Genomic DNA, 23,381 nt, shown 5'->3' with positions numbered 1-23,381 from the left:
TCATGAACGCCCGTTTGAACGCCCTTGAGATCCCGACCGTCGCCAAGTTCGTGAAGCACATCGTCGCGGCGAGCAAGGTGCTCCATGACTCGGGGCTGCCCACCGCGACGGCGAACCTGGTGACCCTGCGCGCCAGCCAGATCAACGGCTGCGGCTTCTGCACCGACATGCACTTCAAGGACGCCGTCGCCGCCGGTGAGGACACGGTCCGTCTCAATCTCGTCGCCGCCTGGCGCGAGGCCACCGTCTTCACCGAGCCCGAGCGCGCCGCGCTGGAGCTGACGGAGGAGGGCACCCGGATCGCCGACGCGGCCGGCGGGGTACCGGACGACGTCTGGGAGAACGCCGCCAAGCACTACGACGAGGAGCAACTCGGCGCGCTGGTGTCCCTGATCGCCCTGATCAACGCCTTCAACCGGCTGAACGTCCTGGTCCAGCAGCCGGCCGGCTCCTACCAGCCGGGCCAGTTCGCCCAGCCCCGGTCCGTCTAGCTCCAGTCACGCCCTTTGGGCCTTCGCAGGCCGGACCCCTGCAACAGCCGCACCACCTCTCGGCTGCTGACCTCCACCGCGCCGGCGCGTACCGCGTCGGCGTAGCGGTGGGCGGGGATGTCGTAGTGGTCCCGCTCGAAGGCCCGCCGGGGGACGCCCAACTCCTCGGCGAACGTGTGCAGTTCGTCGTAGGACAGGTCGCTCACGAGGTGGGACCACATCCGGCCGTGGCCCGGCCAGGTGGGCGGGTCGATGTAGATCGTCACGAGGACGGCGCCCCGCCCGCCACGGCCGGCCCCAACGAGCCCACGGGGGCGACCTTCACCCCGGCCTTGTGGCACACCCAGTGCGGATCGGGCCCGAGGTCCGGCTCGACGTCCAGCGCGTGCGGGTCACCGGTGCCGCACACCGGGCACAGCGGCCAGCGGCCGTAGCGGTCCAGCAGCGCGTCCTGCACGTCCTGGGCGACCAGGCCGGCCACGTACTCCACGCCGTCCGGCCACTGCTCCACCCACCAGCGCCGCTGTACGACCGCCTCCTCGACCAGCGAGACGACGTCCGCCTCGGCGACGTCACCGGTGGCCAGGTCGGCGAGCACCAGGGCGCGGGCGGTGTGCAGCGCCTGTTCCAGCGGGGTCACGGGGTCCATGCTCCTATTGTGCGCACTCTTGACCACGGCCCGGTTCTGAAAATACCTTTCAGATGTGACCCGTCAAGTGAAGGAAACTTTCGACCGCGCCCCCGCACCCGCCGCCCTCGCGGCCAAGGTGCGCACGCTCGCCCCGTCGATGACCCGCTCCATGCAGCGCGTCGCCGAAGCGGTCGCGAACGACCCGGCGGGCTGCGCGGCCCTCACGGTCACCGGCCTCGCCGAACTCACCGGCACCAGCGAGGCCACGGTCGTACGCACCGCCCGCCTGCTCGGTTACCCCGGCTACCGCGATCTGCGCCTCGCCCTCGCCGGCCTCGCCGCCCAGCAGCAGTCGGGCCGCGCCCCCGCCATAACGACCGACATCGCGGTGGACGACCCGATCGCCGACGTGGTCGCCAAACTCGCCTACGACGAACAGCAGACCCTCGCGGACACGGCCGCCGGCCTGGACACCGTGCAGCTGGGCGCCGCCGTCGCGGCCGCCGCCGGGGCCCGGCGCATCGACGTGTACGGCGTCGGGGCGAGCGGGCTGGTCGCCCAGGACCTCACCCAGAAGCTGCTGCGGATAGGGCTGATAGCCCATGCCCACAGCGATCCGCATCTCGCCGTGACGAACGCGGTGCAGCTGCGCGCGGGTGACGTGGCCATCGCCATCACCCACTCGGGGTCCACCGGTGACGTCATAGAGCCGTTGCGGGTCGCTTTCGAGCACGGGGCCACGACGGTCGCCATCACCGGGCGGCCGGACGGAGCGGTGACCCAGTACGCCGACCACATCCTCACCACGTCGACGGCCCGGGAGAGCGAATTGCGTCCCGCGGCGATGTCGTCCCGTACCAGTCAGCTTCTCGTCGTGGACTGTCTGTTCGTGGGGGTCGCCCAGCGGACCTACGACACGGCGGCGCCCGCGCTGTCGGCTTCCTACGAGGCGCTGGCGCATCGGCACCGCCGGTAGAACAGCTGCCCGCGCCCCTCAGGTACGTCAGCACACCGGAGTTGAAAAGAGCCGTCTGCTCATGACCTCTGCATCCACCCCCCGTGATCTCCGCGCGGAGTTGGAGACCCTCACCACCGAGGCGTTCCGGCCCGAGCTCGCCGAGATCGATCAGCTCCCCACCCTCGACATCGCCCGGCTCATGAACGGCGAGGACGCCTCCGTGCCCACCGCCGTGGCCTCGCGCCTCCCTGAGATCGCCGCCGCCATCGACGCCGTCGCGCAGCGGATGGCGCGCGGCGGACGGCTCGTCTACGCGGGCGCCGGCACCGCCGGCCGGCTCGGTGTGCTCGACGCCTCCGAGTGCCCGCCCACCTTCAACACCGCCCCCGACCAGGTCGTCGGCCTCATCGCGGGCGGCCCGGAGGCGATGGTCACCTCGGTCGAGGGCGCCGAGGACTCCGCGGATCTCGCCCGCGCCGACCTCGACGCCCTCGCGCTCACCCCCCGCGACACGGTCGTCGGCGTCTCCGCCTCCGGGCGCACCCCCTACGCGATCGGCGCGGTCGAACACGCGCGCACGCGGGGCGCGCTGACGATCGGGCTGTCCTGCAACCCCGGCAGCGCCCTCGCCGCGGCCGCCGAGCACGGCATCGAGATCGTCGTGGGGCCCGAGCTGCTGACCGGCTCGACCCGGCTGAAGGCCGGCACCGCACAGAAGCTCGTGCTCAACATGCTGTCGACGATCACGATGATCCGGCTCGGCAAGACCTACGGGAACCTGATGGTCGACGTCCGCGCCTCCAACGACAAGCTGCGGGCCCGCTCCCGCCGGATCGTCGCCCTGGCCACCGGCGCCGCCGACGCCGACATCGAGCGGGCCCTGACCGAGGCGGACGGCGAGGTGAAGACGGCGATCCTCGTCCTGCTGGCGGACCTGGACGGACCCACCGCGACCGGGCTCCTGGCCGACGCCGACGGCCATCTGCGCGCGGCGCTGAAATCGGCGGGAGACTGACCAACTCCCCTGTTAGCGTGGCCGTATGACGGCACCGACGACGTTCCGCATCGGCGGCGACCTGGAGGTGCGGCGGCTCGGGTTCGGGGCGATGCGGCTGCGCCCGGAGACCGCGCGGGAGCGCGCCGAATGCCTCGCGGTCGCCCGGCGTGCCGTCGAACTCGGCGTCACGCTGATCGACACCGCGCACCTGTACGGCTGGGGCGCCAACGAGGACCTGCTCGCCGAGGCCCTGCACCCGTACCCGGAGGGGCTCCTGATCGCCACGAAGGTCGGGATCCGGCGGACCACCTCGGGCGAGGGCTGGCGGCACGCGGGCGCGCCGGCCGATCTGCGCGCCCAGGTCGACGAGGCCCTGCTGCGCCTGCGCCTCGACCACATCGAGCTCCTCCAGATGCACCGCCTCGACCCGGACGTACCCCTCCCCGAGCAGCTCGGCGCCCTCCGTGACCTGCGCGACGAGGGCAAGATCGCCCATATCGGCCTGTCCGAGGTGACCGTCGCCGAACTCACCGAGGCACGCGCCGTCGTGGACATCGCGAGCGTCCAGAACCGCTACAACCTGCTCGACCGCGAGTACGAGCCCGTCCTGACGGCGTGCGAGGAGGCTGGCATCGCCTTCCTGCCGTGGCGCCCGGCGGCGGCCGGCACCTCGGGGGCACGCTCGGCGCGGATCGCCGCGATCGCGAAGGAACTCGACGCCACCCCGACCCAGGTCGCCCTGGCCTGGCTCCTCGCCCACTCCCCGGTGATCCTCCCGATCCCGGGCACGGCGAGCACGGCGCACCTGGAGGAGAACGTCGGCGCCGACACCGTGCGCCTCACCCGGGACCAGTACGACCGCCTGAACCGTCTGACTTCCCTGCCGGCCGACGGCTGACAACTTCACGACTGACGCGACGAACTTTGCCGGCGCTCGTCGATGCGGACAGGATCTGACCTAATCGGTTCCTACGGTAGTCCCATGACTGAGACCACGAACGACACCGTCACCGACGAGCGCGCCGACCTCCTGGAGACGCTGGCCAAGCACCGGCACTTCCTGCGGTTCACCACCCGTGACCTCACCGACGAGCAGGCCGCGCAGCGGACCACGGCCAGTGAGCTGTGTCTGGGCGGTCTGATCAAGCACGTCGCGTCGACGGAGCGGAACTGGGCGGAGTTCATCCTGCGGGGCCCGTCGGCGATGGGCGACTTCAGCGCCATGACCGAGGCCGACTTCGCCAAGCGGGCCGACGACTTCCGGCTGCTGCCCGGCGAGACGCTGGCCGGGGTGCTGGCCGAGTACGAGGAAGTGGCCCGGCGCACGGACGAGTTGGTCGCCAAGCTGCCCGACCTCGGCGTCTCCCACCCGCTGCCTTCGGCCCCGTGGTTTGAGCCCGGCGCCCGCTGGTCGGCCCGCAGGGCGCTGCTGCACATCATCGCCGAGACGGCCCAGCACGCCGGGCACGCCGACATCCTCCGGGAGTCCCTGGACGGGGCGAAGAGCATGGGCTGACCCTGGGCCCAGCAGGCAGACTGGCTTCCATGAACCACGCGCAACTGACGGCACTGGGCCGAGCCCTCCGCCTCCTCGGCGAGCACGGCGAGGCCCTCACCGCCGACACCCCGGACGCCAGGCTGCACGAGGTCAAGGCGGACCTGCGCCGCGCCCTCGACCTGCTGGACGAGAGCGTCACCGCCGCCCGGACGACCCGGTGTCCGGAGCATCCGGGCGGCCCGGTGGACCCCGCCGCCCCGGACCTCTGCCTGCTCTGCGAGACCCGGCGCCGGGCGGCCCGCCGCTCCGAGTACAACGGCTCGGGCCCGGCGGCCCCCCGCACTCCGGAGCACACCGCCCCGTCCCGCTACGGCGTCCGCGGCGACCGCCCGCAGCCCCAGCAGCGCTGGCTGCCGGAGCTGTGGAACGGGCAGGAGTGGCAGCTGTGCGGCACCCCGCGCCGCGACCGCCGGGAGGCGGAGCTGTATCTCGCCGCCCAGCGTCGCGGACCGCGTCCCGCCATGGCCTACCGGCTTGTGCACGAGTTCACCGACTACGAGGTGCTGCGCGTCTGGGGCACTCCGGTGAAGGTCGACATCGAGCCGCTGGGCAACCTTTAGCCCCTACTCGGCCGTCGCTCCGGCCGGCTCCGCCGCCTCCCGCGCGACCGGCTCCCCGGGGGTGGCCGGCCCCTGCCGCGGAATGAACGACGCCACCACGAACGCCAGCAGCGCCGCCCCGGCGCCGACCGCCAGGACCACCTTGAAGCCGTTCTCGGACGGGAGCGCGTACCCGCCGAGGTCCGTCGTCATCTGGGCGAGGATGACGCCCGCGACGGCGCTCGCCGTGGACGTACCGAGGGAACGCATCAGCGTGTTGAGGCTGTTCGCCGCGGCCGTCTCCGACGCGGGCACGGCGCTCATGATGAGGGCGGGCATGGAGCCGTAGGCGAATCCGATGCCCGCGCCGATGACGCAGGCGACCAGAACGAAGTGCCAGACCTGGGACATCAGGACGATGTTGAGGCCGTAGCCGACGGCCACGATCAGCACGCCGATCATCAGCGTGACCTTGGGACCCCTGGCCCGGGAGATGGCCGCCGACACCGGGGCCGTGGCCATCATGACCAAGCCGGAGGGCGCCAGGCACAGGCCCGCGACCAGCATCGACCTGCCGAGGCCGTAACCCGTCTGCGCGGGGAGCTGGAGGAGCTGCGGCAGGACGAGGCTCATCGCGAACATCGCGAAGCCCACCGCGATCGAGGCCAGGTTGGTGACCAGCACCTGACGGCGGGCGGTCGTCCGGAGATCGACCAGCGGCTGATCGGCACGCAGCTCCCACCAGCCCCAGGCGAGCAGGATCACCACGGCCGCCAGGCACAGGCCGATCGTCGTGCCGCTGGTCCAGCCCCAGTCGGCGCCCTTGGAGATGGCGAGCAGGAGGCAGACCAGCCCGGCCGCCATGCCGATGCCGCCGACCAGGTCGAAGCGGCCGCCGGAGCGCACCCGGGACTCGGGCACGAACAGCACCACGCACACCAGCGCGACGACACCCATGGCGGCCGACGTCCAGAACAGGACGTGCCAGTCGAAGTTGTCCGCGATGAGGGCGGCGGCCGGGAGGCCGAGCGCGCCGCCGATGCCGAGCGAGGCGCTCATCAGGGCGGTGGCGGACCCGAGGCGCTCGGCGGGGAGCTCGTCGCGCATGATGCTGATGCCGAGCGGGATCACACCGGAGGCCAGGCCCTGGAGCACCCGTCCGACGATCATCGGCACGAGCGAGTCGCTGAGCCCGCAGACGACGGACCCGCCGATCAGCATGACGACGCTGACCAGCAGCATCCGCCGCTTGCCGTACATGTCGCCGAGCCGGCCCATCACGGGGGTGGCCACGGCGGCCGCGAGCAGGGTCGCCGTGACCGCCCAGGCGGTGTCCGAGGCCGGAGCGTCCAGCAGCTTCGGCAGCTCCGGGACGATCGGGATGACCAGCGTCTGCATCAGCGAGACGACGATCCCGGCGAAGGCCAGCACCGCCACCACGGCGTTCGGCCTCGGCGATGGGGGGTGGGACATGGCGGAGCCTCCGTCGGCGCTCGAGCAAGGCGAGGGTGTCTGATCGACCCATTCTGATTGACTCAGGCAACCTTAAGTCAGTTGATTGACTTACTCAAGCAACGCAGGCCACCCCCGTCGAGGGGGTGACCAGGGGACGTCAGCTCAGGGTCTTCAGCGAGGCCGCGTCGTACGCCGCCAGCTCACCGAAACGCCCGTCCAGCACCTTCGCCGCCCACTCCGGGTCCTGGAGCAGCGCGCGGCCGACGGCGACGAAGTCGAACTCCTCGGCCTCCAGGCGGTCCAGGAGGTCGTCGATGCCCTTGAGCCCGGAGCCCTGGCCGACGAACGCGCCGAGGAACTCACCGTCCAGGCCGACCGAGCCGACGGTGATGGTGGGCCGGCCGGTCAGCTTCTTCGTCCAGCCCGCGAGGTTGAGGTCGGAGCCGTCGAACTCCGGGATCCAGTAGCGGCGGGTGGAGGCGTGGAAGGCGTCGACGCCGGCCGCGGCGAGCGGGGCCAGGATGGCCTCCAGCTCCTCCGGGGTCTCGGCGAGCCGGGCGTCGTAGGCCTCCTGCTTCCACTGCGAGTAGCGGAAGATGACGGGGAAGTCCGGGGAGACCTTCTCGCGGACGGCGGCCACGATCTCCGCGCCGAACTGCGTACGGGCGACGGGGTCACCGCCGTAGGCGTCCGTACGGCGGTTCGTCCCCGCCCACAGGAACTGGTCGACCAGGTAGCCGTGGGCGCCGTGGATCTCCACGCCGTCGAAGCCGATGCGCTCGGCGTCGGCGGCGGCCTCGGCGAAGGCGCCGATCACGTCGTCCAGGTCCTTCCGGGTCATCGCCCGCCCGGTGACCTCGTCGGAGCCGATGCGCAGCCCGGAGGGACCGACGGCCGGGGCCTCCGCGTACGGCGGCTGGCCCTGCTGGCGCACCATGCCGATGTGCCACAGCTGCGGCACGATCGTCCCGCCCGCGGCGTGCACGGCGTCGGCGACCTTCGCCCACCCGGCCAGCTGCTCCTCGCCGTGGAACCGCGGCACCCGGTCGCTCTGCCCGGCGGACTCGTGACCGACGTACGTCCCCTCGGTCACGATCAGCCCCACCCCGGCGGCGGCCCGGCGCGCGTAGTACGACAGCACGTCCTCACCGGGAACGCCGCCCGGCGAGAACATCCGGGTCATCGGCGCCATCACGATGCGGTTCGGGACGGTGAGGCCGTTGATCGCGGTCGGCCGGGACAGGATCTGGGCCGCGCGGGAGGCGGCGGGCTGGGTGACGGTCACGTGGAGGGCTCCTCGGGAGTGGGGGGCGGCTAACCGCCCAGTATGTGCGCACGCATTGTTGCACTCTCTTAAGCAACTGATCTCACGAGGCCGCACATTCCCGAAAAGGGGGTTCTCTTTGTCGGCGGGTGCGGGCGGTCGTGGGCTGGTCGCGCAGTTCCCCGCGCCCCTGAGGTACGTGCAGTGCATGCCGCTCAGGGGCGCGGGGAACTGCGCGAGCAACCACGAACCACCCGCACCCGCCAAACGCACCGAGGGCGGCACCCCCTGTCGCCACAGGAAGTACCGCCCTCGGTAAGGACGTTGATCAACCGGAGTCGAAACCCCGAGGTCGATCAGAAGTCCATGTCACCGCCCGGCATACCGCCACCGGCGGGCGCGGCGGCCTTCTCCGGCTTGTCGGCGATGACGGCCTCGGTGGTGAGGAACAGCGCGGCGATCGACGCGGCGTTCTGCAGCGCGGAGCGCGTCACCTTCGCCGGGTCGATGATGCCCTCGGCGACCAGGTCGACGTACTCACCGGTCGCGGCGTTCAGGCCGTGACCCGGGGTGAGGTTGCGGACCTTCTCCACCACGACGCCGCCCTCGAGGCCGGCGTTGACGGCGATCTGCTTCAGCGGGGCCTCAAGGGCGAGCTTGACGGCGGCAGCGCCGGTCGCCTCGTCACCCTCCAGCTCCAGCTTCTCGAAGACACCGGAAGCCTGGAGCAGAGCCACGCCACCACCGGCGACGATGCCCTCCTCGACGGCCGCCTTGGCGTTGCGCACGGCGTCCTCGATGCGGTGCTTGCGCTCCTTGAGCTCGACCTCGGTCGCGGCACCGGCCTTGATGACGGCGACGCCACCGGCGAGCTTGGCCAGGCGCTCCTGGAGCTTCTCGCGGTCGTAGTCCGAGTCGCTGTTCTCGATCTCGGCGCGGATCTGGTTGACCCGGCCCTGGACCTGCTCGGAGGAGCCGGCACCGTCGACGATGGTGGTCTCGTCCTTGGTGATGACGACCTTGCGGGCCTTGCCCAGGAGGTCCAGGGAGGTGTTCTCGAGCTTGAGACCGACCTCCTCGGAGATGACCTCGCCACCGGTGAGGATGGCGATGTCGTTCAGCATCGCCTTGCGGCGGTCGCCGAAGCCCGGGGCCTTGACGGCGACGGACTTGAAGGTGCCGCGGATCTTGTTGACGACCAGGGTCGACAGGGCCTCGCCCTCGACGTCCTCGGCGATGATCAGCAGCGGCTTGCCCGACTGCATGACCTTCTCCAGCAGCGGGAGGAGGTCCTTGACCGCGGAGATCTTGGAGTTGGCGATCAGGATGTACGGGTCGTCGAGGACGGCCTCCATACGCTCCATGTCGGTGGCGAAGTACGCCGAGATGTAGCCCTTGTCGAAGCGCATACCCTCGGTGAGCTCCAGCTCCAGACCGAAGGTCTGGGACTCCTCGACGGTGATGACGCCTTCCTTGCCGACCTTGTCCATCGCCTCGGCGATGAGCTCGCCGATCTGGGTGTCGGCGGCGGAGATGGAGGCCGTGGAGGCGATCTGCTCCTTGGTCTCGACGTCCTTCGCCTGCTCCAGCAGGGCGGCGGAGACGGCCTCGACGGCGCGCTCGATACCGCGCTTGAGGGCCATCGGGTTGGCGCCGGCGGCTACGTTGCGCAGGCCTTCCTTGACCAGGGCCTGGGCGAGAACGGTCGCGGTGGTCGTACCGTCACCGGCGACGTCGTCCGTCTTCTTGGCGACTTCCTTGACCAGCTCGGCGCCGATCTTCTCGTACGGGTCCTCGAGCTCGATCTCCTTGGCGATGGAGACACCATCGTTGGTGATCGTGGGGGCGCCCCACTTCTTCTCGAGGACGACGTTGCGGCCCTTGGGGCCGAGCGTCACCTTGACGGCGTCCGCGAGCTGGTTCATGCCGCGCTCGAGGCCGCGCCGCGCCTCCTCGTCGAACGCGATGATCTTGGCCATGTGAAGTGGTCCCTCCAGGACTGGGGGTGATTCCTTCGGACCGCGCCCGCGCCCGCGACGGACGGCTCGCCTGCCTCGTGGGTTCCTTCCCCACCCGGCCTGCGGGCCTCACCGACCCGGTCCTTCGTTGTCACTCTCACCTTCAGAGTGCTAACGCCAATGATTAGCACTCGGCCCATGAGAGTGCAAGCAGCTCTCGGGGATCGGGCCCCCTTGGGGGGTCTCCGGGACCGGCCCCCGGGGCACGGCGAAGGGGGCCGGCCTCCCGGGGCACGGCGAAGGGCCCGCACCCCGGGAGGTGCGGGCCCTTCGAAGAAGAACGTCGCTGCTTTAAGTCGACGCGTGCTTCAGCTGGTCGCCAGCCGGACCATGTCCGCCTGCGGCCCCTTCTGACCCTGCGAGATCTCGAAATCGACCCGCTGGCCCTCTTCCAGGGTGCGGTACCCGTCCATCTGGATCGCGCTGTAGTGGACGAAAACATCCGCACCACCGTCGACCGCGATGAAGCCGTACCCCTTCTCCGCGTTGAACCACTTGACGGTGCCCTGAGCCATGCCTAACTCCCCTATTACTGGCCCTTGCACAGATCCACACTTCGCGGATCCGGGTCAGACCTCACCCCCCATCGGTCGGGGGCGTGCGCCGGAACGCGTCGACCGCGGCTGAATGTATCTGCCCAACTGCCGTCTGCAACAGGTCAATCGGACGAGAAATCCGGGCACGACCGGTCGGGAATGTGGGGACAATTCCGCTGACTTCAGGTCAAGTCGGACCCGGCAAACGGAACAAAAGCCGCATAAAACCCGCACACTTTGGCTACTTCTTGTCGGGCTTACGGCAGAAATCAAGGGCAACCGACTCGGAGATCGGCGGCACGTTCCCCAACTGTACCTCGCTCAACCACACAGAATTGCCCCCTCCGCTTCTCTCACGGAGGGGGCAATTCGATGAACTCTTGGTGACCGGGGTTACCGATGGTAATGATCGGTCATTCGGTCAGCCGCCGGCGACGGCCGGAATGATGGAGACGCCGGCGCCGTCCGGGGTGGCGGTCTCCAGGCCCTGCTCGAAACGCACGTCGTCGTCATTGACGTACACATTCACGAACCGGCGCAGCTTGCCCTGGTCGTCGAGCACGCGGGCGGCGATCCCGGTGTGGTTCTTCTCCAGGTCGGCGATGACCTCGCCGAGGGTGGCACCTTCGGCGGCGACCTCGGCCTGCCCGCCGGTGTAGGTGCGCAGGATGGTGGGGATGCGGACGTTGACGCTCATGCGGTGTGACCTCCGGTCGGTGTGCGGCTTCGGTGGGACGGACAGCTCAGACGAGGCCTGCCTCGCGGAACGATTCCAGGTTGGGACGAATCGTCGCAGTGAGCCCCGTACCGGCCACCGCATCCAACGTCTTGAGCCCGTCGCCGGTGTTGAGCACGACGGTCGTGAGGTTCGGGTCGAGCACACCGTTGTCGATGAGCTTCTTGGTGACACCGACGGTCACCCCGCCCGCGGTCTCCGCGAAGATGCCCTCGGTCCGGGCGAGCACCTTGATCGCGTCGACGACCTGCTCGTCGGTCACGTCCTCCACCGCACCGCCGGTACGGCGGGCGATGTCGAGGACGTACGGGCCGTCCGCCGGGTTGCCGATCGCCAGCGACTTGGCGATGGTGTTCGGCTTCTGGGGGCGGACGACGTCGTGCCCCGCCTTGTACGCGGCCGACACCGGCGAGCAGCCCTCGGCCTGCGCACCGAAGATCTTGTACGGCTTGTCCTCGACCAGCCCGAGCTTGATCAGCTCCTGCAGCCCCTTGTCGATCTTCGTGAGCTGCGAGCCGGAGGCGATCGGGACGACGATCTGGTCGGGCAGCCGCCAGCCGAGCTGCTCGCAGATCTCGTAGGCCAGGGTCTTGGAGCCCTCGGCGTAGTACGGCCGCAGGTTGACGTTCACGAAGCCCCAGCCCTCACCGGCCGGGTCGCCGATCAGCTCGGAGCAGAAACGGTTCACGTCGTCGTAGTTGCCCTCGATGCCGACGAGCTCGCCGCCGTAGACCGCGGCCATGACGACCTTGCCCTGCTCCAGGTCGTGCGGGATGAACACGCACGAGCGGAAGCCGGCGCGGGCCGCCGCGGCACCCACCGCACCGGCCAGGTTGCCGGTGGAGGAGCAGGAGAGGGTGGTGAAGCCGAAGGCGCGGGCGGCCTCCAGGGCCTGGGCGACGACACGGTCCTTGAAGGAGTGCGTCGGGTTGCCGGAGTCGTCCTTGACGAAGAGCTTGCCGGCGTCGACGCCGAGCTCACGCGCGAGGTTGTCGGCCTGGACGAGCTTGGTCCAGCCGGGGTTGAGGTTCGGCTTGGTGGCCACGTCGGCGGGGACGGGCAGCAGGGGCGCGTAGCGCCAGATGTTCGCGGGGCCCGCTTCGATCCGCTTGCGGAGCTCCTCGGTGTCGTAGGCCGAGAAGTCGTAGGCGATCTCCAGCGGGCCGAAACACTCCTCGCACGCGAAGACCGGGCCGAGCGGTACCCGGTGGCCGCACTCGCGGCAGGACAGCGCCGCGGCGGGACCGAGGTCTACGGTGGAGTCGGTGGTGCTTGCAACAGTCTGCACAGCCATGTGAGGCGAGGCCCTTTCTCCTCATCTTCCTCACGACGCATCTCGTCGTGAGACGGATTTGGCACCTTCCCTAGCCGGGAGCCTCGCGAAGACGATCAACTGTGACGATCGACGCTGATCTACGAGAACCGACTGGAGGGTTGCCGGGGCTTCATCGGGCCGTATCCCTCTGCCCCTCTGGATGAGCGGTATTCGGTTGTTGACGACGGACGGCCTCGGACATGCGATGGTCATCCGCGTTGTTCAAGACTGTAACCGAACGCCAGGACAGTTGAGAGAGCAGTCCGTAACGCGAGACAACCGTGAGGAGCCGCCAACCGTGCTGGAAGAAGTCGAGCGCTGGCTGAGCAGCCGCTCCTGGTCCGTCACCGACCGCCCGCCACATCACATCCTGGCCGCCAAGCAGCGAACGGGCCAGTCGGTCTCCGTGGTGCTGCCCGCGCTCAACGAGGAGGAGACGGTCGGCGAGATCGTCGCGGTCATCGCCCATGACCTCGTACGGCAGGTCCCGCTGGTCGACGAGATCGTCGTGGTGGACTCCGGCTCCACCGACCGCACCGCCGAGGTCGCCGCCGCGGCGGGCGCGCGGGTGGTGCACCGGGACGAGATCCTCCCGCGCATCCCGGCCGTGCCCGGCAAGGGCGAGGTGCTGTGGCGCTCGCTGCTGGTCACCAGCGGGGACATCGTCTGCTTCGTCGACGCCGACCTGAAGGAGTTCTCCTCCGACTTCGTCTCCGGGATCGTGGGCCCGCTGCTCACCGACCCGGGCGTGGATCTGGTCAAGGCGATGTACGACCGCCCGCTCGGCTCGGCGGCCGGACAGGGCGGCCGGGTCACCGAGCTGATGGCGCGCCCGCTGCTGAACATGCACTGGCCGCAGCTGGCCGGTTTCGTGCAGCCGCTGGGCGGCGAGTACGCGGCGCGCAGGTCGCTGCTGGAGCAGCTCCCGTTCCCGGTGGGATACGGCGTCGAGCTGGGCATGCTGGTCGACGCCCTGCACCTGGTGGGCCTGGACTCGCTCGCCCAGGTCGACGTGGGGGTGCGCAAGCACCGGCACCAGGACGGGCAGGCGCTCGGCCGGATGTCCGCCGCGATCTACCGCACGGCACAGCTGCGGCTGGCGCGCGGGCACATGGTGCGGCCGTCGCTGACCCAGTTCGAGCGCGGCGAGGACGGTTTCGAGCCGCGTACGTACTCCGTGGACACCGAGGAGCGGCCGCCCATGGTGGAGATCGCCGAGTACGCGACAAGGAAGGTCGCGTAAACGCCGGAAACCGGCCGTATACAGGGCGTACAAGTGCCCCCCACTGAGCGGAACCGTACGTTTGAGCGTTTCCGGGGAGGGCTAGGTTGAGGCGTATGGCTTCCACGCAGGATGCGCACGATGCTGCCAAGGTCCTGGTCGCCTCGAACCGCGGCCCGGTCTCGTACGAGGTGCGGGGCGACGGCTCGCTGCACTCCAAACGGGGCGGCGGCGGAGTCGTCTCCGGACTGTCGGCGATCGGACCGGACGCGGGCGCCCTGTGGGTGTGCTCGGCGCTGTCCGACGGGGACCGCGAGGCGGTGCGGCGCGGGGTCGGCGAGGACGGCGTGCTGATGCTGGACATCCCGGCCGACGTGCACGCGGACGCGTACAACGGCATCGCGAACTCGGTGCTGTGGTTCGTCCACCACATGCTGTACCAGACGCCACTGGAGCCGGTCTTCGACGCGCAGTTCCGGCAGCAGTGGGCGTCGTACGAGACCTACAACCGCGCCTTCGCCGAGGCGCTGGCCGCGCGGGCGGCGCCGGGGGCGGCGGTCCTGGTCCAGGACTACCACCTGACGCTGGTGCCCGGGATGCTCCGCGAACTGCGCCCCGACCTGCGGATCGGCCACTTCTCACACACCCCGTGGGCGCCGCCGGAGTACTTCCGGATGCTGCCGGACGACATCGCCGGGCAGGTGCTGCGCGGGATGCTCGGCGCGGACCGGCTGGGGTTCCTGACCCGGCGCTGGGCGGACGCGTTCGAGGAGTGCTGCGCGCGGTTCGCGGGAGGGCTCGGGGACACGCGGGTCGGCGTGCACGGCCTGGGGGCGGACGCGGACTTCCTGCGGGCACGTGCGCACGAGGCCGACGTGGCCGAGCGGACGGCGGCGCTGAAGGACGAGATCGGCACCGCCCCGGACGGCACGGCCCGCCGGACGATCGTGCGGGTCGACCGGACCGAGCTGTCCAAGAACATCGTGCGCGGCCTGCTGGCGTACCGGCAGCTGCTCGACGACCACCCCGAGTGGCGCGAGCGGGTGGTGCACGTGGCGTTCGCGTACCCCTCCCGGCAGGACCTGGCGGTGTACCGCGACTACACGGCGGAGGTCCAGCGGCTGGCCGAGGAGATCAACTCCCGGTACGGGACGTCGGGTTGGACCCCGATCGTGCTCCACGTCAAGGACGACTTCGCCCGCTCGCTGGCCGCCTACCGGCTGGCGGACGTGGCGCTGGTCAACCCCATCCGGGACGGCATGAACCTCGTCGCGAAGGAGGTGCCGCTCGTCTCGGACGAGGGATGCGCCCTGGTGCTGTCCCGGGAGGCCGGGGCCTTCGAGGAACTCGGCGAGGACGCGATCCCCGTCAACCCCTACGACGTGATCGGCACGGCACGGGCGCTGCACGAGGCGTTGACCATGGGGCCGGAGGAGCGGGCGGAGCGGGCGAAGCGACTGGCTGCGGCCGCGACGGCGCTGCCGCCGGCCCAGTGGTTCCTGGACCAGCTGCGCGCGCTGGAGGAGGGGGCGGGCGCTCAGCCCACCTGATCCGCGATCGCCCGCAGCAGCCGTACGACCCCCGCCGGACCGTCGACCACGGCGTCCGCCCGCTTCGACAGCTCGGTGACCTCCTCGCTGCCGCTGCACACCAGGAGGCCGGGGGTGCCGTCGGAGCGCAGGCGGTCGACGGCGGCGTAGGCGGGGAGGTCGCCGAGGTCGTCGCCGGCGTAGAGGACGCACTCGGCGCCGAGTTCGCGGACGTACTCGCTCAGCGCGACGCCCTTGTCCATGCCGGGCGGCCGCAGTTCGAGGACCATGCGGCCGGGTTCGACGATCAGGCCGTTGCGGCCGGCGAGGTCGGTGAGGGGTCCGCGGAGGGCGTCGAAGGTCCCCTGCGGGTCGGCCGCGCGTCGTGTGTGCACGGCGATGGCGTGGCCCTTGTCCTCGGTCCAGGTGCCCTGTCCTTCGAGCAGCCCGGGCAGTTCCGCCCGGACGGCGGCGACGCCGGGGTGCGGGTCGGGGGCGGTGACCTCGCCGCTGACGGCGTCCCAGCGTTCGGCGCCGTAGTGCCCGAGCACGACGAGGTGCTCCAGTCCGGCGACGCCGGCGAAGCCGCCGTAGCGGACCGCCACCTCGGCCGGGCGGCCGGTGATCACCGCGACGGCGGCGACCTTCGGGGCGAGCGCCGCGAGCGCCGGGAGGGCGTCGGGGTGCGCCCTGGCCTGCTCCGGGTCCGGCACGATCGGCGCGAGGGTCCCGTCGAAGTCGAGCGCGACCACCGCGTGTGCGGGGCGCGCGAGGATGGCGGCCAGGCCGTCGCGGCCGGGCTGGGTGGTCGGGGTCGCGAGGGGGTCCGTGGAGTTGGTCGATCCGGAGTCGGTCAGATCCTTGTGACTGCCCATGCGGCGACCCTATCCACTTTTCTCGCCCCCGCCGCCCCTACCCGTCCCGCTGGAAATCCGGCCCCTCCGGCGTTTGAGGAGCGGGGTCTGGGGCGGAGCCCCAGAAGGATGGGACGGGTAGGGGCGGCGGGGGCGAAAAACATCCCGCCCGCCCCGTCAGCGCTCCCCCCGCCGCCCCTCCCGCACCCGCCGCAACCGATTCACCGTCACCGGATCATGGGCCAGCGCCCTCGGATCGTCCAGCAGGGCGTTCAGCAGCTGGTAGTAGCGGACGGGAGCCAGTCCCAGCTCCTCACGGATCGCCCGCTCCTTGGCGCCGGGGCCCGAAAAGCCCCGGCGTTCCAGAGCCAGGATGGCCTTCTCACGGTCGGCGAGAGCGGCGGCGGGGTCGGGAACGTCCTCGGTCATGCCTCGCACCGTAGCCCCCACCTCCGACAACCGAACCCCGGCCACCGGCACCTACTCGGCGCTCTCCGCCCGCGTAGCCGTCGACTGCAGCTGTCCCAGGACCGCCGACGGGCTGCCGCCCGAGGACACGGCCTTGCCGATGCGCTGCTTGACGTCCGCGCTGACCGCGGCCCAGGACGTGCGGCCCACCGGGTACAGCTCGGACAGCGGCAGCTCCTCCAGGAAGGGCTTGAGGTCGGCGTCCTGCTTGGCCGCGGTCATCACCCGGGACGCCGAGTTGGTGACGGGAAGCAGGTCGTACTGACGGGAGAAGTCCAGGACGTTCTGCTCGGAGTAGACGAAGTCGAGGAACTCGCCGACCTGCTCCGCGTGCCCGTTCTCCTTGAAGGCCATCATCCAGTCGGCCACACCCATGGAGACCTTGCTCGGCCCCTCCGCCCCGGGCATCGGCACCATGCCGTACTTCACGCCCTTCTTCCCGGCCATCTGCATCAGGGACGGGTGGCCGTTGAGCATGCCGACGTCCCCCGCCGCGAAGGCGGAGAACGCGTCGGCCCGGTTCAGCTCGGCCGGCGCGACCGGGCCGGTGAGCCCCTTGCCGACCAGGTCGTTCTTGAGCCAGTTGAAGGTGGCGACGTTCTCCGCGGAGTCGATGCTGTACGTGCCGAGGTTGGTGTCGGTGTACCCGCCCCCGCCGCTGAGCAGCCACTGCATCGTCTCGGCCTGCGCCTCCTCGGGCCCGAGCGGCAGCGCGTACGGGTACTTCACCCCGTCCGCCTTGAGCGCCTGGGCGTCGGCGGCCAGCTCCTTCCAGGTGGTCGGCGCGCTGATGCCGGCCTTCTCGAAGAGGCTCTTGTTGTAGAAGAGCAGGCGCGTGGAGGAGGCGAACGGTATGCCGTACTGCACCCCCTTCACCTGCCCCGCGTCCGCGAACTGGGCGACGAAGTCGGCCTGGACGGGGATGGAGAGCAGTTCGTCGGCCTGGTACAGCTGGTCCTTCGCGGCGTAGTCGGCGTAGGCGCCGATCTGCGCCATGTCCGGCGCGTTCCCCGCGTCGACCATCTTCTTGACCTCGGCGTCGACGTCGTTCCAGGAGTACACGGTGACGTCCACCGACACGTCGGGGTGCTCGGCCTCGTACGCCTTGACGAGCTTGTCCCAGTACTTCTGAGAGCTGTTGCCCGCGCTGTCCCCGTAGTCCGCGGCGACCAGCCTCAGCGTCACCTCGTCCGAGCCACCGGTCAGCCCACAGCCGCCCAGGGCCACCGTCAGGCCCAGCGCGGACACCGCCGCGATCGCTGCCCCATGCCTACGACTACGCCGCTGCACGCAAAACCGCCCCACACCCATGTTCGAAACATCGTGATGAATTTTCGAAACGTCATACATATTGCCCCCTAAGGTCTACACCACGTAAGTGGACTAGACCTCTCGCGGGTGCGCAAGACACACTGTCCCCCGTGAGACATGTCATCGCCCTCGATGTGGGCGGCACCGGGATGAAGGCCGCCCTGGCCGGGGCGAGCGGTGAGCTGCTTTACCAGGCCCGCCGCCCGACCGGGCGCGAGCGCGGGCCGGACGCGGTCGTCGAGGGCATCCTCGACTTCGCCGCCGAGCTGCGCGCGTACGGCGAACAGCACCTCGGCGAGCCCGCGGCGGCCGTCGGCGTCGCCGTCCCCGGCATCGTCGACGAGGAGCGGGGCATCGCCGCCTACGCGGCCAACCTGGGCTGGCGGGACGTACCCCTGCGCCGCCTGATGGCCGAACGGCTCGACGGCGTCCCCGTCGCCCTCGGCCACGACGTGCGCACCGGTGGGCTCGCCGAGGGCCGGATCGGCGCGGGCAAGGGCGCCGACCGCTTCCTGTTCGTGCCGCTCGGCACCGGCATCGCGGGCGCCATCGGCATCGACGGCCGGGTGGAGGCGGGCGCGCACGGCTTCGCGGGCGAGATCGGCCACATCGTCGTACGGCCCGGCGGCGCCCCCTGCCCGTGCGGACAGCGCGGCTGCCTGGAGCGGTTCGCGTCGGCCGCGGCGGTGAGCGAGGCGTGGGCCGCCGCCTGCGGGGATCCCGAGGCCGACGCCGCGGACTGCGCCAAGGCCGTCGTGTCCGGCGACCCGAACGCCGTACGGGTCTGGCAGCGGGCCGTGGAAGCCCTCGCCGACGGACTGGTCACCGCGCTCACCCTGCTGGACCCCCGCACCCTGATCATCGGTGGCGGCCTGGCCGAGGCGGGGGAAACCTTGTTCACACCGCTGCGGGACGCCGTCCGGCGGCGGGTCACTTTCCAGAAGCTGCCGTCCATCGTCCCCGCGGCCCTGGGTGACACGGCCGGCTGCCTCGGCGCCGGGCTGCTGGCCTGGGATCTCCTCGACCACACCGACCGTACGGAGGTAACCCCCTGATGGCGAACGCCCTAGGGGCGCGGGACAGCGCTGAATCTGCGGCTACCGCCGCGCGAGCGCGACAAGCCACAGACAACCCGCAGCCCGCCTCCGGCCATGCGCCCCTCGTCCTGTCCGGCGCCACCGCGGTCATGCCCACCGGACCCGTCAAGGACGCCCAGGTGGTCGTCGACGGCCCCCGAATCGCCGGCACCGCCCCAGAGAACGCCCAGGTGATCGACCTCCACGGCCACTACGTAGTGCCCGGCTTCGTGGACATCCACAACCACGGCGGCGGCGGAGCCTCCTTCACCTCGGGCACGGTCGACGACGTACTCAAGGGCATCCACACCCACCGCCTGCACGGCACCACCACCCTCGTCGCCTCCACCGTCACCGGCGACATGGACTTCCTCACCCGCCGCGCGGGCCTGCTGGCGGAACTCGCCGAGCAGGGCGACATCGCGGGCATCCACTTCGAGGGGCCGTTCATCTCCCCGTGCCGCAAGGGCGCGCACTCCGAGGAGCTGCTGCGCGACCCGGACCCGGCGGAGGTCCGCAAACTGATCGACGCGGCGCGCGGCCACGCGACGATGGTCACCCTCGCCACCGAACTGCCGGGCGGCATCGACTCCGTACGCCTGCTCGCCGACCACGGCGTCATCGCGGCGATCGGGCACACGGACGCGACGTACGAGCAGACGGTGGAGGCGATCGAGGCGGGCGCCACGGTCGCCACGCACCTCTTCAACGCGATGCCGCCGCTCGGCCACCGCGAGCCGGGCCCGATCGCGGCCCTGCTGGAGGACGAGCGCATCACGGTCGAGCTGATCAACGACGGCACACACCTGCACCCGGCGTCCTTGCAGCTGGCCTTCCACCACGCGGGTGCCGGCCGGGTCGCGTTCATCACGGACGCGATGGACGCGGCCGGCTTCGGCGACGGCCGCTACATGCTCGGCCCGCTGGAGGTGGAGGTCGCGGACGGCGTGGCCCGCCTGGTGGAGGGCGGTTCGATCGCCGGCTCCACCCTCACGCTCGACCGCGCCTTCAAGCGGGCGGTGACGATCGACCGGCTGCCGGTGGAGCACGCGGTGGCGGCGCTGTCGTCGAACCCCGCCAAGCTGCTCGGCCGCTACGACCGCATCGGCTCGCTGGAGGCCGGCAAGGACGCCGACCTCGTCGTACTGGACTCCGACTTCGAGCTGAAGGGCGTGATGCGCCGGGGTGAATGGGTGGTCGATCCCCAACTGGGGTGATGTGTCCGCCTGTTGAGGGCGGTGGTTGTCCTGCGAGACTGGGCCGACCGCCGCCCGTTTGGCATGATCGGCATCTGCCGGAGGGAACAACCGGCAGACGGACGGCGCACGCATGCTGAACTCTTCGGGGGAGGTCGAGTACAGGTGATCCTCACGGTAACGCTCAACACCGCGCTCGACATCACCTATCGCGTACGGTCGCTACGGCCGCACGCCTCCCACCGCGTCTCCGAGGTGACGGAGCGACCCGGCGGCAAGGGCCTGAACGTGGCCCGGGTGCTGGCGGCCCTCGGCCACGAGGTGACGGTCACGGGCTTCACGGGCGGCGCGACGGGCCGGGTGGTCCAGGAACAGCTCACGGCCACACCCGGCGTGGCGGACGCGCTGGTCCCGGTGACGGGCCCGACCCGCCGCACGATCGCCGTCGTCGACGAGCGCACGGGCGACACGACCCAGCTCAACGAACCCGGCCCGACGATCACGCCCCGCGAGTGGTCCGCCTTCCAGGAGGCGTACGAGGATCTCCTCGCGTCCGCCTCGGCGGTGGCCCTGTGCGGCAGCCTGCCGCCTGGGGTGCCGGTGGGGGCGTACGCCGGCCTGGTCCGCTCCGCGAAGGCGGCCGAGGTCCCCGTCCTGCTGGACACGAGCGGCGAGGCGCTGCGCCGGGGCGTCGCCGCCCGCCCGGACATCATCAAGCCCAACGCCGACGAACTGGCGGAACTGACCGGCTCCCACGAGCCCCTGCGCGCGACCCAGGACGCCCGCAGACGAGGCGCCCGCACGGTGGTGGCCTCCCTCGGCGAGGCGGGCCTGCTCGCCGTAACCCCCGAGGGCCGCTGGCGCGCAACTCCCCCGACCCGCCTGCACGGCAACCCGACCGGCGCGGGCGACGCGGCGGTGGCGGGCCTGCTGTCGGGGTTGGTGGAGAAGCTGCCGTGGCCGGACCGCCTCACCCGAGCAGTCGCTTTGTCAGCCGCCGCCGTACGGTCCGCGACTGCGGGCGACTTCGACCGCGAAGCCTACGAGAAACTCCTGGCGCACGTGTCAATGACGGCGGCGTGAAAGTATGGCGAATCTCGCGGGCCGACCCGAGCCGCAGTGTCGACCGGAACCAACTTGCCTCTCACATAAGCCGGATGATCAGATGATCAAACGCTTCGGTGTATGACCAGCACCGAGAGATGCAAGGGGAATCTCATATGAGCATGCTCAAGAAAAGCCTGACGACCGCTGCTGTGGCCGGCGTGTTGCTGAGCGGCGCTTTCGCCACACCGGCTGCGGCGGCTGATCCCAATACCTGCCCGAATGGGAAGGTCTGCGGATGGTCGGGGAAGAACAGGACTGGCACCAGGACTGTCCTCTCTGTAACACCGGGCTGCGAGCCCTTCACTGGTGCCCGGTCTGTCTCGAACCAGACGTCCTATCGCATCGAGTTCTGGCACATCACTCCCGGCACCGGCTGCGGAGTCGGCACCAAGCTGGTCACTCTGAAGCCGCACACCTACTCGAACGACGTCCACGGCACTGCTACCGGGATCGGGGTCTACGGAGGTTAGTGCCGAGGCCTCTGGCCCGGGGGCCGAGCCTGAGGTGCACCGACGGTGCTCAGCCCATCACGGGCTGAGCACCGCACTTGTATTGGCCCGGCCCGTTCATGGGCAGGCCGTGTTCCAACCCGACGCAAAATGCCAGGGCAGCCCAAGCCCACCCTGCCGACAAAACAAGGTGCAGCGCGTTAGCTGCAGGGATTTTGACCGGTCCAAGGAGCGGGGCGACAGCCCCGAGTGCCACGCCGGCAATCAGCGCGGCCAAGGAAGTTCGCGCGCCTCACGGCCGTCGGCGTGGCCTCCGTTGGCCTCCTCGCGACCATGAATGCGTCGGCGACGGCGGAGACGCAGAGTGTCACGAGCCCGGCCGCCTTCCGGGACTGGAGCGGCGGCTGGAACAACGACCGGGACGTCAGCATCCGGGAGAAGCCCAGCACCACCGCCCTCAAGGTCGGCACCCTGAAGAAGGGCAAGATCGTGAAGTGCTGGGTCGCCGGGTGCAGCGGTACGCACAACGGCGGTTCCTACAAGTGCACCAGCAACTCGCCGACGGAGAAGGACTGGCACGAGGTGCGCTGGAACGGAAAGAAGGCCTGGGCCGCGAGCCGTTGCCTGGAGTGGGGCCGCGTCGAGTGACGTAAGCACGGGTCACACACACGACGGCGGTCGCTCCCCCCACACAGGGCGAGGAGCGACCGCCGTCACATCACTCAGCCCTCGTCCGTGGTGAGGTACAGCTGGTCGAGGACCGCGTCACACTGATTGCCGTCGTTGCAGGCGATCTCGATCGTGTTCGTGCCCTTGTTCAGGTTCACGTTGGCCCAGGTGGTCTTCCAGCCCTTTTCCCAGTCACCCTCGGGCGTCTTGCCGAAGTTCTCCATGTTCAGCGGCTGCGCGTTGGCCGTGCCATTGACCACCAGCGTCGCGTTGGCGTCCTTGCCCGGGACGCCGTAGCGCACGTACAGCCGGTACGTTCCGGCCTTCTCGATGCCGTTGGCAGTCCAGGTGACCTTGGCGCCGACCTGGTTGAAGTTCGTGACGTAGACGCCGCCGTCCGCCTCTGCGCCCTTGAAGTCGGAGGCTGTGGCAGCCCCGCCCTCCAGACGAAGTGCCTTCGCGTCGATCTTCGGAAGGTCCGCCTTGCCCTCTGCGCTGCTGCTCGCCGACGGACTCGACTCCGCGCTCTCGGACTGCGTCGGCGTCGACCCCGCCGCGTCGTCCTTCTTGTCCTTCTCGCCGTCCCCCCCGAGCATCGCCACGCTGATGCCGATGACGACCGCCGCGACGACGGCGATGGCGCCGATCAGCAGGCCCTTGGTGTTGGGGCCCCGGCCACGGCCGTTTCCGCTGCCGCCGGTGTACGACGGCTGGTGCTGCTGGGCCGTGGTCGCTCCGCCGGGCAGGGTCTCCGGTGCCGCGTAGTGGGCGTTCGGCTGGCCGTATGTGCCCTGCTGCTGCGGGACCTGGCCGTAGGCGGCCGTCGGGGCCGCCTGCTGGCCGTACTGGCGCTGGCCGACGGCGCGGACGCGGTTGACCGAGTTCGGGTAGCCGTAGCCACCGGACGGCGGCTGGGCGCCGTTGGCCTGCCCGTCGGCGTAGAGGTAGCCGAACGGGTCGTCGTCCTCGGGCGTGCTGGCGCCGTTGTTGCCGGACGTCATC

Annotated in this window: 25 protein-coding genes and 1 riboswitch; of the genes, 13 read left to right on the top strand and 12 right to left on the bottom strand. The window is 70.6% G+C overall.

Features of this window, described 5'->3' with window-relative positions; genetic code table 11:
* Positions 1-2 precede the first annotated feature (2 nt).
* On the top strand, positions 3-491 hold the full coding sequence (locus ACIRD7_RS24510; protein ID WP_403456754.1) for a carboxymuconolactone decarboxylase family protein: 489 nt from the start codon (positions 3-5) through the stop codon (positions 489-491).
* Here the strand turns inward: ACIRD7_RS24510 and ACIRD7_RS24505 are convergent.
* Positions 488-757, bottom strand: a complete 270-nt coding sequence (locus ACIRD7_RS24505) for a DUF4031 domain-containing protein (RefSeq protein WP_403456753.1) — start codon at positions 755-757, stop codon at positions 488-490. The two genes, ACIRD7_RS24510 and ACIRD7_RS24505, sit on opposite strands and share 4 nt — an antisense overlap.
* A complete protein-coding gene (locus tag ACIRD7_RS24500; protein ID WP_403456750.1) occupies positions 754-1,140 on the bottom strand; it encodes a hypothetical protein in 387 nt (128 codons plus the stop codon). The genes ACIRD7_RS24505 and ACIRD7_RS24500 overlap by 4 nt, the downstream gene beginning before the upstream one ends.
* A gap of 55 nt (positions 1,141-1,195) precedes the next feature.
* Here ACIRD7_RS24500 and ACIRD7_RS24495 point away from each other — a divergent pair, with 55 nt between their 5' ends.
* The 5 genes from ACIRD7_RS24495 to ACIRD7_RS24475 all read left to right on the top strand — a co-directional run bounded on the left by ACIRD7_RS24495 (position 1,196) and on the right by ACIRD7_RS24475 (position 5,195).
* On the top strand, positions 1,196-2,098 hold the full coding sequence (locus ACIRD7_RS24495) for a MurR/RpiR family transcriptional regulator (RefSeq protein WP_403456748.1): 903 nt from the start codon (positions 1,196-1,198) through the stop codon (positions 2,096-2,098).
* Positions 2,099-2,159: 61 nt separating this feature from the next.
* Positions 2,160-3,095, top strand: a complete 936-nt coding sequence (gene murQ / locus ACIRD7_RS24490; protein WP_403456745.1) for an N-acetylmuramic acid 6-phosphate etherase — start codon at positions 2,160-2,162, stop codon at positions 3,093-3,095.
* A gap of 25 nt (positions 3,096-3,120) precedes the next feature.
* Positions 3,121-3,975, top strand: coding sequence for an aldo/keto reductase (locus ACIRD7_RS24485; RefSeq protein ID WP_403456743.1), 855 nt, complete (start codon positions 3,121-3,123; stop codon positions 3,973-3,975).
* A gap of 84 nt (positions 3,976-4,059) precedes the next feature.
* Complete coding sequence (locus tag ACIRD7_RS24480) at positions 4,060-4,593, top strand: DinB family protein (protein ID WP_403456742.1); 534 nt, start codon at positions 4,060-4,062, stop codon at positions 4,591-4,593.
* Between the two features lie 29 nt (positions 4,594-4,622).
* A complete protein-coding gene (locus ACIRD7_RS24475; RefSeq protein WP_403456740.1) occupies positions 4,623-5,195 on the top strand; it encodes a hypothetical protein in 573 nt (190 codons plus the stop codon).
* A 3-nt stretch (positions 5,196-5,198) separates the two neighbouring features.
* Here the strand turns inward: ACIRD7_RS24475 and ACIRD7_RS24470 are convergent, their stop codons facing one another.
* The 6 genes from ACIRD7_RS24470 to thrC all read right to left on the bottom strand — a co-directional run bounded on the left by ACIRD7_RS24470 (position 5,199) and on the right by thrC (position 12,477).
* On the bottom strand, positions 5,199-6,647 hold the full coding sequence (locus ACIRD7_RS24470) for an MFS transporter (RefSeq protein WP_403456738.1): 1,449 nt from the start codon (positions 6,645-6,647) through the stop codon (positions 5,199-5,201).
* 139 nt (positions 6,648-6,786) lie between these two features.
* Entirely contained in the window at positions 6,787-7,914 is a 1,128-nt protein-coding gene (locus ACIRD7_RS24465) for an NADH:flavin oxidoreductase (protein WP_403456735.1), read from the bottom strand.
* A gap of 335 nt (positions 7,915-8,249) precedes the next feature.
* Positions 8,250-9,872 carry a chaperonin GroEL gene (groL, locus tag ACIRD7_RS24460; RefSeq protein WP_403456733.1) on the bottom strand — a complete coding sequence of 541 codons (1,623 nt, stop codon included), beginning with the start codon at positions 9,870-9,872 and terminating at the stop codon, positions 8,250-8,252.
* Positions 9,873-10,219: 347 nt separating this feature from the next.
* Entirely contained in the window at positions 10,220-10,426 is a 207-nt protein-coding gene (locus ACIRD7_RS24455; protein ID WP_019057200.1) for a cold-shock protein, read from the bottom strand.
* A gap of 442 nt (positions 10,427-10,868) precedes the next feature.
* Positions 10,869-11,144, bottom strand: a complete 276-nt coding sequence (locus ACIRD7_RS24450; protein WP_128432056.1) for a ubiquitin-like small modifier protein 1 — start codon at positions 11,142-11,144, stop codon at positions 10,869-10,871.
* A 46-nt stretch (positions 11,145-11,190) separates the two neighbouring features.
* Complete coding sequence (gene thrC / locus ACIRD7_RS24445) at positions 11,191-12,477, bottom strand: threonine synthase (protein WP_403456731.1); 1,287 nt, start codon at positions 12,475-12,477, stop codon at positions 11,191-11,193.
* 18 nt (positions 12,478-12,495) lie between these two features.
* Positions 12,496-12,665: riboswitch (SAM riboswitch) on the bottom strand.
* A 131-nt stretch (positions 12,666-12,796) separates the two neighbouring features.
* On the opposite strand from thrC, the gene ACIRD7_RS24440 reads away from it, so the two are divergent.
* Both ACIRD7_RS24440 and ACIRD7_RS24435 read left to right on the top strand, forming a co-directional pair.
* Complete coding sequence (locus ACIRD7_RS24440) at positions 12,797-13,741, top strand: glucosyl-3-phosphoglycerate synthase (RefSeq protein ID WP_403456729.1); 945 nt, start codon at positions 12,797-12,799, stop codon at positions 13,739-13,741.
* A gap of 95 nt (positions 13,742-13,836) precedes the next feature.
* Positions 13,837-15,270, top strand: coding sequence for a trehalose-6-phosphate synthase (locus tag ACIRD7_RS24435; RefSeq protein WP_403456728.1), 1,434 nt, complete (start codon positions 13,837-13,839; stop codon positions 15,268-15,270).
* Here the strand turns inward: ACIRD7_RS24435 and otsB are convergent.
* The 3 genes from otsB to ACIRD7_RS24420 form a co-directional block, all read right to left on the bottom strand.
* Positions 15,258-16,124 carry a trehalose-phosphatase gene (gene otsB, locus ACIRD7_RS24430; RefSeq protein ID WP_403456726.1) on the bottom strand — a complete coding sequence of 289 codons (867 nt, stop codon included), beginning with the start codon at positions 16,122-16,124 and terminating at the stop codon, positions 15,258-15,260. The genes ACIRD7_RS24435 and otsB overlap by 13 nt on opposite strands.
* 156 nt (positions 16,125-16,280) lie before the next feature.
* Positions 16,281-16,532 carry a DUF3263 domain-containing protein gene (locus ACIRD7_RS24425; protein WP_403456724.1) on the bottom strand — a complete coding sequence of 84 codons (252 nt, stop codon included), beginning with the start codon at positions 16,530-16,532 and terminating at the stop codon, positions 16,281-16,283.
* 51 nt (positions 16,533-16,583) lie between these two features.
* Entirely contained in the window at positions 16,584-17,882 is a 1,299-nt protein-coding gene (locus tag ACIRD7_RS24420) for an ABC transporter substrate-binding protein (protein ID WP_403456721.1), read from the bottom strand.
* Between the two features lie 110 nt (positions 17,883-17,992).
* On the opposite strand from ACIRD7_RS24420, the gene ACIRD7_RS24415 reads away from it, so the two are divergent.
* The 5 genes from ACIRD7_RS24415 to ACIRD7_RS24395 all read left to right on the top strand — a co-directional run bounded on the left by ACIRD7_RS24415 (position 17,993) and on the right by ACIRD7_RS24395 (position 22,358).
* Entirely contained in the window at positions 17,993-18,937 is a 945-nt protein-coding gene (locus tag ACIRD7_RS24415; RefSeq protein WP_403456720.1) for an ROK family protein, read from the top strand.
* Between the two features lie 131 nt (positions 18,938-19,068).
* Entirely contained in the window at positions 19,069-20,175 is a 1,107-nt protein-coding gene (gene nagA / locus ACIRD7_RS24410) for an N-acetylglucosamine-6-phosphate deacetylase (RefSeq protein ID WP_403456717.1), read from the top strand.
* Between the two features lie 144 nt (positions 20,176-20,319).
* Positions 20,320-21,237, top strand: coding sequence for a 1-phosphofructokinase family hexose kinase (locus ACIRD7_RS24405; protein WP_403456715.1), 918 nt, complete (start codon positions 20,320-20,322; stop codon positions 21,235-21,237).
* 137 nt (positions 21,238-21,374) lie between these two features.
* On the top strand, positions 21,375-21,731 hold the full coding sequence (locus tag ACIRD7_RS24400) for a peptidase inhibitor family I36 protein (RefSeq protein ID WP_403456713.1): 357 nt from the start codon (positions 21,375-21,377) through the stop codon (positions 21,729-21,731).
* A gap of 312 nt (positions 21,732-22,043) precedes the next feature.
* The gene (locus tag ACIRD7_RS24395) at positions 22,044-22,358 is read left to right on the top strand and encodes an SH3 domain-containing protein (protein WP_403456711.1); all 315 of its coding nucleotides are present in this window, start codon (positions 22,044-22,046) and stop codon (positions 22,356-22,358) included.
* A gap of 74 nt (positions 22,359-22,432) precedes the next feature.
* Here ACIRD7_RS24395 and ACIRD7_RS24390 read toward each other — a convergent pair whose 3' ends face one another.
* A complete protein-coding gene (locus tag ACIRD7_RS24390) occupies positions 22,433-23,380 on the bottom strand; it encodes a CBM35 domain-containing protein (protein ID WP_403456709.1) in 948 nt (315 codons plus the stop codon).
* Between the last annotated feature and the right edge of the window lies 1 nt (position 23,381).

The organism is Streptomyces sp. NPDC093568, from assembly GCF_044764945.1.
Taxonomy (GTDB): domain Bacteria; phylum Actinomycetota; class Actinomycetes; order Streptomycetales; family Streptomycetaceae; genus Streptomyces.
Note: the sequence above shows the minus strand (reverse complement) of the source record. Positions and strands in the feature narration are given on the sequence as shown.

Excerpts from the sequence above, each read along its gene's own strand:
- ACIRD7_RS24455 (WP_019057200.1), bottom strand. The coding sequence starts at position 10,426 with ATGGCTCAGGGCACCGTCAAGTGGTTCAACGCGGAGAAGGGGTACGGC.
- ACIRD7_RS24425 (WP_403456724.1), bottom strand. The coding sequence starts at position 16,532 with ATGACCGAGGACGTTCCCGACCCCGCCGCCGCTCTCGCCGACCGTGAG.
- ACIRD7_RS24420 (WP_403456721.1), bottom strand. The coding sequence starts at position 17,882 with ATGGGTGTGGGGCGGTTTTGCGTGCAGCGGCGTAGTCGTAGGCATGGG.
- thrC (WP_403456731.1), bottom strand. The coding sequence starts at position 12,477 with ATGGCTGTGCAGACTGTTGCAAGCACCACCGACTCCACCGTAGACCTC.
- ACIRD7_RS24470 (WP_403456738.1), bottom strand. The coding sequence starts at position 6,647 with ATGTCCCACCCCCCATCGCCGAGGCCGAACGCCGTGGTGGCGGTGCTG.
- ACIRD7_RS24435 (WP_403456728.1), top strand. The coding sequence starts at position 13,837 with ATGGCTTCCACGCAGGATGCGCACGATGCTGCCAAGGTCCTGGTCGCC.
- groL (WP_403456733.1), bottom strand. The coding sequence starts at position 9,872 with ATGGCCAAGATCATCGCGTTCGACGAGGAGGCGCGGCGCGGCCTCGAG.
- ACIRD7_RS24400 (WP_403456713.1), top strand. The coding sequence starts at position 21,375 with ATGAGCATGCTCAAGAAAAGCCTGACGACCGCTGCTGTGGCCGGCGTG.
- ACIRD7_RS24395 (WP_403456711.1), top strand. The coding sequence starts at position 22,044 with ATGAATGCGTCGGCGACGGCGGAGACGCAGAGTGTCACGAGCCCGGCC.
- nagA (WP_403456717.1), top strand. The coding sequence starts at position 19,069 with ATGCCCACCGGACCCGTCAAGGACGCCCAGGTGGTCGTCGACGGCCCC.
- ACIRD7_RS24510 (WP_403456754.1), top strand. The coding sequence starts at position 3 with ATGAACGCCCGTTTGAACGCCCTTGAGATCCCGACCGTCGCCAAGTTC.
- ACIRD7_RS24390 (WP_403456709.1), bottom strand. The coding sequence starts at position 23,380 with ATGACGTCCGGCAACAACGGCGCCAGCACGCCCGAGGACGACGACCCG.
- ACIRD7_RS24500 (WP_403456750.1), bottom strand. The coding sequence starts at position 1,140 with ATGGACCCCGTGACCCCGCTGGAACAGGCGCTGCACACCGCCCGCGCC.
- ACIRD7_RS24475 (WP_403456740.1), top strand. The coding sequence starts at position 4,623 with ATGAACCACGCGCAACTGACGGCACTGGGCCGAGCCCTCCGCCTCCTC.
- otsB (WP_403456726.1), bottom strand. The coding sequence starts at position 16,124 with ATGGGCAGTCACAAGGATCTGACCGACTCCGGATCGACCAACTCCACG.
- ACIRD7_RS24450 (WP_128432056.1), bottom strand. The coding sequence starts at position 11,144 with ATGAGCGTCAACGTCCGCATCCCCACCATCCTGCGCACCTACACCGGC.
- ACIRD7_RS24485 (WP_403456743.1), top strand. The coding sequence starts at position 3,121 with ATGACGGCACCGACGACGTTCCGCATCGGCGGCGACCTGGAGGTGCGG.
- murQ (WP_403456745.1), top strand. The coding sequence starts at position 2,160 with ATGACCTCTGCATCCACCCCCCGTGATCTCCGCGCGGAGTTGGAGACC.
- ACIRD7_RS24480 (WP_403456742.1), top strand. The coding sequence starts at position 4,060 with ATGACTGAGACCACGAACGACACCGTCACCGACGAGCGCGCCGACCTC.